Origin of the sequence: Micromonospora sp. NPDC049580 (assembly GCF_040675595.1) — a bacterium.
Lineage (GTDB): Bacteria > Actinomycetota > Actinomycetes > Mycobacteriales > Micromonosporaceae > Micromonospora.
In genome coordinates, this window is sequence record NZ_JBFAPG010000205.1 from 1 (window position 1) to 10,307 (window position 10,307).

Consider the following 10,307-nt stretch of genomic DNA (forward strand, 5'->3'; position numbering starts at 1 on the left):
TACCGCCGAGGAGCTGGGCCGGGCCTTTCCCGACGTGCCGGTGCGGACCTCGGGACGGGAGGAGGTGCTGACCGACGTGCCCGGCGGTGCGGCGCTGGTGGTCGCCACCCCCGGCGCCGAGCCGGTCGCCGAAGGCGGCTACGGCGCGGTGCTGCTGCTCGACTCGTGGGCCCTGCTGACCCGGGCCGACCTGCGTGCCGGCGAGGAGGCGCTGCGCCGGTGGCTGGCCGCGACGGCCCTGGCCCGCCCGGCGCCGGCCGGCCGGGTGGTGGTGGTCGCCGACGGCGCGCTCGCCCCGGTGCAGGCGCTGCTGCGCTGGGACGCCGCCTGGTTCGCCGGCCGGGAACTGGCCGAGCGCCGCGAGCTGGGTTTCCCGCCGGCGGTGCGGATGGCCAGCGTCACCGGCCCGGCCGAGGCGGTGGCCGACCTGCTCGCCGCGGCCCGGCTGCCCGGCGACGCCGAGGTGCTCGGGCCGGTGCCGGCCGACGAGGGGCGCGAGCGGATGCTGGTCCGGGTGCCCCGGGCGCGGGCCGCCGCGCTCGCCGAGGCCCTGCACTCGGCCGCCGGGGTGCGTACCGCCCGCAAGGCCGCCGACCCGGTTCGTCTCCAGGTCGATCCGCTGAGCCTCTTCTGACCGTTTTTCCAGGGCACGGTCGCTTTCCCCGGGGGGCGCGGCCGGCGGGCGGCAGCCGGCCTGACGGGTGGCGCCCGCACACCGCGTCCGGCAAAGCGCTGGCGCCGAGGTGGTAGCATCGCCCGTCATGCTCGGGCGTACGTCGGCCCCAGGTCACGGCACCGCCCGAAGGCGGGCGGGCCGGGAACGCGCCGGTCGGACGCGATGTCGATGATGTCAGGAAGCCGGTTATCAGGGGTGGACCAGTCGTGACCGTTCGACAATCGATCGTCTTCAACGGCGACCTCGGCAGCGGCAAGAGCACCGTGTCGGTGGAGATCGCCAAGCGGCTCGGCATGCGCCGGGTCAGCGTGGGCGACCTCTACCGGGAGATGGCGCAGCAGCGGCAGATGACCGCCCTGCAGCTCAATCTGCACGCCGAGCTGGACCAGGCCGTCGACGGTTACGTCGATCAGCTCCAGCGCGACATCGCCGCCTCCGGCGAGCATCTGATCATGGACTCGCGGCTGGCCTGGCACTTCTTCACCGACGCGCTCAAGGTGCACATGATCACCGAGCCGGGGGAGGCGGCCCGTCGGGTGCTGGCCCGCCCGTCCGGCCCGGCGGAGAGCTACGCCTCGCTGGAGGAGGCGAAGGCCAAGCTCCGCGAGCGCAGCGAGAGCGAGCGCAGCCGGTTCATCGTCCGCTACGGGGTGGACAAGGCACGGTTGCGCAACTATGACCTGATTTGCGACACGACCCGGGCCTCCGCCGCCGAGGTGGTCGAGCACATCATCGCCGCGTACGAGGGCACGCTCGGCGCCGACGTGCTGCGCGACGGCTCGCCGCTGCTGCTGCTCGACCCGGCGCGGATCTACCCGACCGAGGACATCGCGACCCTGCGCGGGCTCTGGGACAGCGAGTTCGTCGGCGACGTGGCCGAGGCCGGCGACGAGTCCCTGGAGCCGCTGAAGATCGGCTTCACCGGCGAGTACTTCTTCGTCGTCGACGGTCACCGTCGGCTCAGCGCCGCCGTCCAGAACGGTTTCTCCCTGGTCCCCGCCCAGTTGGTCGCCGAGGTCGACGAGCCGGTGGTGGGCGGGATGAGCGCCGTGGACTACTTCGCCGCGCACGTGCGCCCCGGCCTGGTCTACGACTGGGAGGCGGCCCACAAGATCCAGTTGCCGCTGCCCGAGCCGGCGCTGCTCGGCGGCGACGCCGTGCTCGCCGCGGACCGGGGCGTCGGCGCCTGAGCCCAGCGCGGAACCGGACCGGCGCGCGGGGTGCGCGCCGGCCCGGCCGTCGGCTCGACCGACGGTTCGCCGCGAGGCGTCAGCCCAGGACCACGCCCGAGGCGCCGACGCCGGCCATGCCGGAGAAGATGTCCTCGTAGTACATCCGCCAGGCACACACCCGCCCGGTGGGGACGTAGCCCGTACACGCCGTCGCGGTGTTGGTGTCGTCGATGGCGGTGTTCGTGCCGGTCGCCCAGACCTGGAGGGTGTTCGCCGGGTTCACGATCTCCACCGGGCCGCCGCTGTCGCCCTGGCCGACGGCGTTGGTGCGGGTGGTGTTCTCGGCCTGCACCTGGCCACAGACCGTGCCGAAGTTACGCACGTTGATGCACAGGTTGCGGGCCTTCACCTGGATCGAGCAGCGGGTGCCGGAGTACGCGCCGGAGGTGCACACCCAGTTGCCGACCTGGCTGGCCTGCGCGCCGATCACCTGGTTGCTGAACTCGCTGACCACCCCGCCGGCCGCGTCGGTGCTGTTGTTGAAGACCCGGCCGCCGGAGGTGCCGGCGATGAGCAGGGTGTCGCTGCTGACGTTGCGGGTTCCGACGGTGCCGATCGTCTGCCCGGTCGGGTCGGTCGCGAGGACGTTGAGGTTGGCGCAGTGCGCTGCGGAGAGCATCCGCGACACCCCGCCCTGGAAGACCCCGAAGCCGGTCGAGCAGCCGCCACCGGTGGCGGTGTTGCGCCACGCTGCGCCACCCCACCAGGGCGACGTGTCGTCCCACCGGGTCGCGGGCGCGGCGGCGACGCCGGTCTGCACGGTCACCGGGACGCCGGCGAGAGCCGTCGCGCCGAGCAGCCCGCTCTGCGTACCGACGAGCAGGCCGGCGCCGTCGGCGCGCGGCCCCACCGTGGTGATCTTGTCGCCGGCCGTGGCGCGCAGCCGGTCGGCCGCGACCATCAGCTCCCGCTGTGAGTACGCGGCGGGCAGCACCGTCGTCGCGACGGTGGCCCGCGCGTTGGCCACGAGGCGGGCCGGCGGCTCGCCCTTCCAGTAGACCTGGAGCTGACGGGTGGTGGGATCGGCGACGATACCGGCGAAGCCGGAGTTCGCGCTGCGCTGCGCCGCGTTGGTGATCTGCGCGGCGGCGGTGTTCATCCGCTGCTGCAACCCGAGCAGCTCCGACCAGGAGGCGAAGCCGCCGGGCACCGCCGTGCTGTCGACGAACGATCCGGTGGTGGTGGCCTTGCCTTTCGGCGCGGCGGTGGCCGGTGCGGCGCTCACGCCCGCGACGAGCAGCGTGAGGCCGCAGGCGGTGACGGCGATGCGACGCAGCATCGTCGTGGACCGTCGAACGGTCGGGTGTGGACGGATCATCTGGTGCCCCTTCCCCAGGGTTTCGTGGCGCGGGCCGAACCCGCACCAGGGACGGTGGCACGAGACGTCGGTTCAGCACGGCGATCCTGGACGGGACTGGACACCGTCGGACACCGCCGGACGGGGCAGAGGTCCGATGTGGAACTGTCAGACATCGGCCGCCTCCTATCTAGCGGTGTGTGACCGCAACTAGCCTGCCCGTGTCGGCACCCGGGGCGACCGGGTGACCGGTAGGGGGTGGGGGCCGCATGTCCGACCAACGGGTACCGTCCGGCGTTCGTCGAGCACCGCAGGGGCCGCCCGCGGCGTTCGACGTGGCCCGCGGCGGTGTCGAGGCGCAGACCCTGTCAGAGCTGGCCGGCCTGTTGCGCCAGCTGCGCCGCCGCGAAGCCCGGCAGCAGGGGGAGACGCGGCTGACGTACCGGCAGTTGGCGGCGAAGACCGGCTGGTCGCGCGGGATCATCGGGGAGTACTTCGCCGGCCACATCCTGCCCCCGCCGGAGCGGTTCGACGCGCTCATCCGGCTGCTCGGGGCGACCCCCACCGAGCAGGGAGTGCTGGCCACCGCGCGGGACCGGATCGAGGAGCGACGTCGACGTCCGACGCGGGACCACGCGGCCACCGGCCGGGCGGGCGCCGGGGCCGTACGGGCCCGCAGCGGCGGCACCCGGGCCGCCCCGACCCGCTTCCCCGTGCCCCGCCAACTGCCCCCGGCGCTGCCCGGATTCGTCGGACGTACCGCCCAGCTCGCCCAGCTCGATGTCGCCTGTGCCGGCCTGGACACCCCCGGCGACGGCGGCCGGGCGCCGGCCACCGTGGTGACGCTGTCCGGCACGGCCGGGGTGGGCAAGACGACGCTGGCGGTGTACTGGGCGCACCGGGTCGCCGACCGCTTCCCGGACGGCCAGCTCTACGTCGACCTGCGCGGATTCGACTCCACGGGAACGGTGGTGACGACCGTCGAGGCGGTACGGGGTTTCCTGGAGGCCCTTGAGGTGCCGCCCGAACGGATCCCCACCCACCTGCCCGCGCAGGTGGGGCTCTACCGCAGCCTGCTCGCCGGTCGCCGGATGCTGGTGCTGCTGGACAACGCCCGCGATGCCGACCAGGTTCGCCCGCTGCTGGTCGGCAGCCCGACCTGCCTGGTCCTGGTCACCAGCCGCAACCTGCTGGCCGGCCTGGTCGCCACCGAGGGCGCCCGGCCGGTCGGCGTCGAGCTGCTCAGCGCCGCCGAGGCCTGGCAGCTGTTGGCCCGGCGGCTCGGCGCCGACCGGTTGGCGGTCGAGCCGCAGGCCGTGGACGAGATAATCGAGCGATGTGCGCGGCTGCCGCTGGCCCTGGCGGTGCTCGCCGCGCGGAGTGCGGCGAATCCCGCCTTCTCCCTGGCCACCCTCGCCGCCGAGTTGCGCGCGGCGCCGCGCCCGCTGGACTCCTTCGACGGTGGCGACGCCGGCACCGACGTGCAGGCAGTCTTCTCCTGGTCGTACCGGAGCCTCACGCCCGCGGCGGCACGGCTGTTCCGGCTGTTCGGTTGTCACCCCGGCCCGGACATCGGGGTCGCCGCGGCGGCCAGCCTGGCGGGGCTGCCCCGGGAGCAGGTGCCCCGACTGTTGGCGGAGCTGGCCCACGCCCATCTGGTCAGCGAGCACGCCCCCGGCCGGTTCGGCGCGCACGACCTGCTCCGGGCGTACGCCGCCGAGCAGGCCGACCGACTCGAGCCGGCCGAGGCACGGCGGGCCGCGATCCGGCGCGGACTGGACCACTACCTGCACACCGCGCACGCGGCCGCGCTGCTGCTGCAGCCGGGTCGCGATCCGGTCACCATGGCGGCGGCCCCACCGGGTGTGGCGCCCGAGGAGATCACCGACCACGCGCAGGCGCTCGACTGGTTCACCATCGAATACCCGGTGCTGCTGGCGGCGGTCGCGCACGCGAAACGTGCCGGTTTCGACGGTCACGCCTGGCAGCTCGCGTGGACGCTTGTGGACTTTCTGCAACGCCGGGGGCGGTGGCCGGATCTGGCCGTCGCCCAGCGGACCGCCCTGGCCGGGGCGCGGCGGGCGGGGGACCGACTCGGGCAGGCGAACGCCCACCGCGACCTCGCCCGGGTGCTGTCCCGGCTGGGCCGGGTGGACGAGGCGGCGAGCAACTACCGGCAGGCCCTGGCGCTCTTCGGGGCGCTGGGTGACCACACCGGGCAGGCGCGTACCCACCGGGCGTTCGGCGCGATGCTCGACGGCCTCGGCCGGTACGCCGAGGCGCTGGACCACGTGCGGCGGGCTCTCGCGCTGTACCGGGACGCCGGCCATCTGGCCGGGGAGGCCAGCGCCCGCAACGCGGTGGGTTGGGCGCACGCCCAGCTCGGCCAGTACCGCCCGGCGCTCGCCCACTGCGAGCAGGCGTTGGCGCTGCTGCGCCGGACCGGCGACCGGCACGGTGAGGCGAACACCTGGGACAGCCTCGGCTTCATCCACGCGCGCCTGGGCGACCACCGGGAGGCGATCCGCTGTTACGGGCGGTCGCTGCGGCTGTACCGGCGGATCAGCGACCGCTACGACGAGGCGGACACCCTCGCCCGGCTCGGCGAGAGCCGGCGCGCGGCGGGGGACCCGGCCGGCGCGGCGCGTACCTGGCGGCGTGCCCTGGGCATCCTCGACGACCTCGGTCACCCCGACGGCGAGCGGGTCCGCGCCCTGCTGAGCCGGGCGGCAACCGCCCCGGGCTGACGCGCGTGCCGGGCGGGGGATGCCGGCTGCCGGCGGCACCGGGATGATGGAGCCTCCGACGCATCGACGGGGGAGGCCAGCCATGGATGCTGCCGAGGCGCTCACGCTGCTCATGTCGCCGCAGGGACGCGTCGATCCGTACCCGACGTACGAACGGCTGCGCTCGCACGGCCCGGTGGTGCAGGCGTTGCCCGGCATGTACGTGGTGACCGGCTACCCGGAGGTCGACGAGCTGCTGCGCGACCCCCGGCTCGGGGTGCTCGACGACGCGCTGCGGGACCAGGTCTGGCCGAACTGGCGGCAGAGCCCGGCGATCACGTCGATCGCCCGGTCCATGCTGCGTACCAACCCGCCCGATCACAGCCGTATCCGCCGACTCGCCGCCGGCGCGTTCAGCCCGCGTCGGATCGCCGGGATGCGCGACGTGGTGCGCGCCCAGGCCGAGGAACTGCTCGACGCGATGATTGCCCGCGCCTTTGACGGCGAGCCGATCGACCTGCTGGCCGACTTCGCGTACCCGTTGCCGGTCGGGGTGATCTGCGCGCTGCTCGGCGTGCCGGCGCAGGACCGGCCGCTGTTCCGCCGCTGGGCCGGCGACCTGACCGGGGTGCTGGAGCCGGAGATCACCACCGAGGAGCTGGCCGTCGCCGACGCGGGCGCCGCCGAGCTGCGCGACTACTTCGTCGAGCTGATCGTCGCCCGACGCCGGGCACCGGCCGATGATCTGACCACCGCGCTGGTCCAGGTGCACGACGCCGACGGCGCCCGGCTCGCCGGCGACGAACTGCTGGCCAACCTGGTCGTGCTGCTGGTCGCCGGCTTCGAGACCACCACCAACCTGCTCGGCAACGGCCTGGTGGTGCTGCTGCGCCACCCCGAGGCCGCCTCGGCGCTGCGCGTCGACCCCGGGCTCGCCCCGGCGTACGTCGAGGAGCTGTTGCGCTACGACTCCCCGGTGCAGCTGACCACCCGGACGAGCACCGCGCCGGTGCGCTGCGGCGGGCTCGACCTGCCGGCCGGCAGTACGGCGCTGCTGCTGCTCGGCGCGGCCAACCGCGACCCGCGCCGGTTCCCCGACCCGGGGCGCTTCGATCCGACCCGCGAGCAGGCGCACCCGCTGTCCTTCGGCGCCGGCCCGCACTACTGCCTCGGCGCCGGCCTGGCCCGGCTGGAGGCGCAGCTGGCGTTCCCGATGCTGCTGCGCCGTCTGCCCGAGCTGGCCCTGGCGGGGCAGCCTCGGCACCGGACCCGCCTGACCCTGCGCGGCTACGAGAGCCTGCCCGTGACGCTGGGCACACCGGCGGTGGCCGATCGAGGTACGCCGGCCGGGGCGCTCGGGAGCACTCCGTAGACTGGTACGGCACCGCTCGCCCGCCTGATGAAGGAGCCGTCCCGCGTGACCGTCCAGCCCATCCGTCTTTTTGGGGATCCGGTGCTGCGCACGCCGGCCGATCCGGTGGTCGACTTCGACGCCGAGCTACGGCGGCTCGTCGCCGACCTCACCGACACGATGCGTGAGCAGAACGGCGCCGGCCTGGCCGCGCCGCAGCTCGGTGTCAGCCTGCGGGTGTTCGCCTTCGACGTCGACGACGTGCTCGGGCACCTGGTCAACCCGGTGCTGGAGTTCCCGGACGAGGAGGAGCAGGACGGCCCCGAGGGCTGCCTGTCCATCCCCGGGCTCTACTTCGACACCAAGCGCCGGCAGAACGTCATCGCCAAGGGCTTCAGCTCGTTCGGCGACCCGATGCAGATCGTCGGCACCGGCCTGATGGCGCGCTGCGTGCAGCACGAGACCGACCACCTCGACGGGGTGCTCTTCCTGGACCGACTGGACCCGGAGGGGCGCAAGGAAGCCATGAAGGCGATCCGCCAGGCCGAGTGGTACGACGCGGCGGCCCCGCCCACGGTCAAGCACAGCCCGCACATCAGCGACCCCTTCGGTCTGGGTCGGTGACCCGGATGCGTGTGATCTTCGCCGGTACGCCGGCGGTGGCCGTGCCCGCCCTGGCCGCCGTCGCGGCCTCCCGGCACGAGCTGGTCGCCGTGGTCACCCGGCCCGACGCGCCCGCCGGGCGGGGTCGTGGCCTGTCCCGCTCCCCGGTCGGCGCGTGGGCCGACGAGCACGGCGTCGAGGTGCTGACGCCGGCCCGCCCCCGCGACCCGGAGTTCCTCGACCGGCTGCGCGAGCTGTCCCCGGACTGCGTGCCGGTGGTCGCCTACGGCGCTCTGGTTCCGCCGGCCGCCCTGGAGATCCCCCGGTACGGCTGGATCAACCTGCACTTCTCGCTGCTGCCCGCCTGGCGGGGCGCCGCGCCCGTGCAGCACGCCGTGCTGCACGGCGACGAGCTGACCGGGGCCAGCGTCTTCCAACTGGAGCAGGGCCTGGACACCGGCCCCGTCTTCGGCACCCTGACCGACGAGATCCGCCCCGGCGACACCTCCGGCGACCTGCTGGAGCGGCTCGCCGACACCGGCGCCGGGCTGCTGGTGGCGGTGCTCGACGCGATCGCCGACGGCACCGCGCGCGCCGAGCCGCAGCCCGCCGACGGGGTGTCGCTGGCGCCGAAGCTGACCGTGGAGGACGCCCGGGTGCGCTGGGGTGATCCGGCCTTCGCGGTGGACCGGCGGATCCGCGCCTGCACGCCGGCCCCGGGGCCGTGGACGACCTTCCGGGACGAGCGGGTGAAGCTCGGCCCGGTCGCACCGGTGGCCGACGGACCGGACCTGAAACCGGGGGAGTTGCTGGTGGAGAAGAACCGGGTGCTGGCCGGCACGGCCACCGTGCCGGTGCGCCTCGGCGAGGTCCGCGCCGCGGGTAAGCGCGCCATGGCGGCCACCGACTGGGCGCGCGGCGTCCGCGTCAGCGCCGGCGAGGGTCTCGCGTGACGGCCCCGGAGGGGACGCGTCCGTTCCGAGGCGGTTCGTCCGCCGGCCGCGGCGGCGACCGCCGGCCGACCCGGCCGCCCCTGGACCGGCCACGACGCGTGGCGTACGAGGCGGTGGCCGCCGTGCACCGCGACGACGCCTTCGCCAACCTGGTGCTGCCCACCATCCTGCGCGAGGAGGGGCTGTACGGCCGCGACGCCGCGTTCGCCACCGAGCTGACCTACGGCACCCTGCGCCACCTCGGCACGCTCGACGCGATCCTCAGCGACGCGTCCGGGCGGGACGTGGCCCGCATCGACCCGCCGGCGCGCGACGCGCTGCGGATCGGGGCGTACCAGCTGCTGCACACCCGGGTGCCCCCGCACGCCGCCGTGTCGTCGACCGTGGACCTGGTCCGCTCGGTCGCGCCGGGCGCCGCCGGGTTCGCCAACGCGGTGCTGCGCGAGGTGTCCACCCGCGACATCGACGGGTGGGTGGCCAAGCTCGCCCCGCCGATCGAGACCGACCCGGTCGGGCACCTGGCGCTGGCGTACAGCCACCCGCAGTGGATCGTGCGGGCCTTCTCCGAGGCGCTCGACGGCGACCTGGGCGAGACCGCCCGGCTCCTGATCGAGGACAATGAGCGTCCCCCGGTGCACCTGTGCGCCCGTCCCGGCCTGATCGACCCGATCGAGCTGGCCGACCAGGTCGGCGGCGCGCCCGGCGCCTTCTCGCCGTACGCCGTCTATCTTCCCGGCGGCGCCCCGGGCGACGTGCCGGCGGTGGTCGACGGTCGCGCCCACGTCCAGGACGAGGGCTCCCAACTCGTGGCCGCCGCGCTCGCCGACGCGCCGCTGGACGGCCCGGACGGGCGCTGGCTGGACCTGTGCGCCGGTCCGGGCGGCAAGGCCGGCCTGCTCGGCGCGTTGGCCGCGCAGCGCGGCGCCCACCTGACCGCCGTGGAGGTGGCCGAGCACCGGGCTCGGCTGGTGTCCCAGGCGACCCGGGGTCTGCCGGTGACCGTGGTGGCCACCGACGGTCGTGAGGTCGGCGCGGACCCGAAGCTGCCGGAGGGCCACTTCGACCGGGTGCTGGTGGACGCCCCGTGCACCGGGCTGGGCTCGCTGCGTCGCCGGCCCGAGTCGCGCTGGCGCCGCCAGCCCTCCGACCTGCCGCCGTTGACCCGGCTGCAGCGGGAGTTGCTGGGCGCCGCGCTGCGGGCGGTCCGACCGGGCGGGCTGGTCGCCTACGTCACCTGCTCGCCGCACACCGTCGAGACGCACGTGACGGTCACCGAGGCGGCTCGCCGCAGCGGCGTGTCGGTGGACTTCGTCGACGCCCGACCGCTGCTGCCGGCCGGCATGCCCGGCCTGGGCGACGGCCCCACCGTGCAGCTCTGGCCGCACCGCCACGGCACCGACGCGATGTTCCTCGCCGTCCTGCGCAAGGGCTGACAGCCGCCCCGCGCGAGGGCTGAACGCGACACCGCA

The 10,307-nt window shown here is 74.9% G+C and carries 7 protein-coding genes and 1 pseudogene; 7 read left to right on the top strand and 1 reads right to left on the bottom strand.

Going from position 1 to position 10,307, the window contains the following annotated elements; all coding sequences use genetic code 11:
- Positions 1 to 634, top strand: a pseudogene (locus tag AB0J68_RS17810) (primosome assembly protein PriA); the annotation flags it as partial.
- A 248-nt stretch (positions 635 to 882) separates the two neighbouring features.
- The gene (locus AB0J68_RS17815; RefSeq protein WP_354857784.1) at positions 883 to 1,866 is read left to right on the top strand and encodes an AAA family ATPase; all 984 of its coding nucleotides are present in this window, start codon (positions 883 to 885) and stop codon (positions 1,864 to 1,866) included.
- 79 nt (positions 1,867 to 1,945) lie between these two features.
- Here the strand turns inward: AB0J68_RS17815 and AB0J68_RS17820 are convergent, their stop codons facing one another.
- Complete coding sequence (locus AB0J68_RS17820) at positions 1,946 to 3,226, bottom strand: hypothetical protein (protein WP_363939443.1); 1,281 nt, start codon at positions 3,224 to 3,226, stop codon at positions 1,946 to 1,948.
- A 248-nt stretch (positions 3,227 to 3,474) separates the two neighbouring features.
- Between AB0J68_RS17820 and AB0J68_RS17825 the strand changes: the two genes are divergently transcribed.
- The 5 genes from AB0J68_RS17825 to AB0J68_RS17845 all read left to right on the top strand — a co-directional run bounded on the left by AB0J68_RS17825 (position 3,475) and on the right by AB0J68_RS17845 (position 10,271).
- Positions 3,475 to 5,952 (top strand): tetratricopeptide repeat protein, encoded by a 2,478-nt coding sequence (locus AB0J68_RS17825; protein WP_363939445.1) that lies wholly within the window; start codon positions 3,475 to 3,477, stop codon positions 5,950 to 5,952.
- 82 nt (positions 5,953 to 6,034) lie between these two features.
- Positions 6,035 to 7,303, top strand: coding sequence for a cytochrome P450 (locus AB0J68_RS17830; RefSeq protein WP_363939447.1), 1,269 nt, complete (start codon positions 6,035 to 6,037; stop codon positions 7,301 to 7,303).
- A 45-nt stretch (positions 7,304 to 7,348) separates the two neighbouring features.
- Positions 7,349 to 7,906 (top strand): peptide deformylase, encoded by a 558-nt coding sequence (gene def / locus AB0J68_RS17835; protein ID WP_363939449.1) that lies wholly within the window; start codon positions 7,349 to 7,351, stop codon positions 7,904 to 7,906.
- 5 nt (positions 7,907 to 7,911) lie between these two features.
- Complete coding sequence (gene fmt, locus AB0J68_RS17840; RefSeq protein ID WP_363939450.1) at positions 7,912 to 8,838, top strand: methionyl-tRNA formyltransferase; 927 nt, start codon at positions 7,912 to 7,914, stop codon at positions 8,836 to 8,838.
- Complete coding sequence (locus AB0J68_RS17845) at positions 8,835 to 10,271, top strand: transcription antitermination factor NusB (RefSeq protein WP_355067101.1); 1,437 nt, start codon at positions 8,835 to 8,837, stop codon at positions 10,269 to 10,271. Before fmt ends, AB0J68_RS17845 begins: the two co-directional genes overlap by 4 nt.
- The last annotated feature ends 36 nt before the right edge of the window (positions 10,272 to 10,307 follow it).

Bases quoted from the DNA above. Each gene is read 5' to 3' on its own strand.
- AB0J68_RS17820 (WP_363939443.1), bottom strand. From the start codon at position 3,226: ATGATCCGTCCACACCCGACCGTTCGACGGTCCACGACGATGCTGCGT.
- AB0J68_RS17825 (WP_363939445.1), top strand. From the start codon at position 3,475: ATGTCCGACCAACGGGTACCGTCCGGCGTTCGTCGAGCACCGCAGGGG.
- AB0J68_RS17830 (WP_363939447.1), top strand. From the start codon at position 6,035: ATGGATGCTGCCGAGGCGCTCACGCTGCTCATGTCGCCGCAGGGACGC.
- fmt (WP_363939450.1), top strand. From the start codon at position 7,912: ATGCGTGTGATCTTCGCCGGTACGCCGGCGGTGGCCGTGCCCGCCCTG.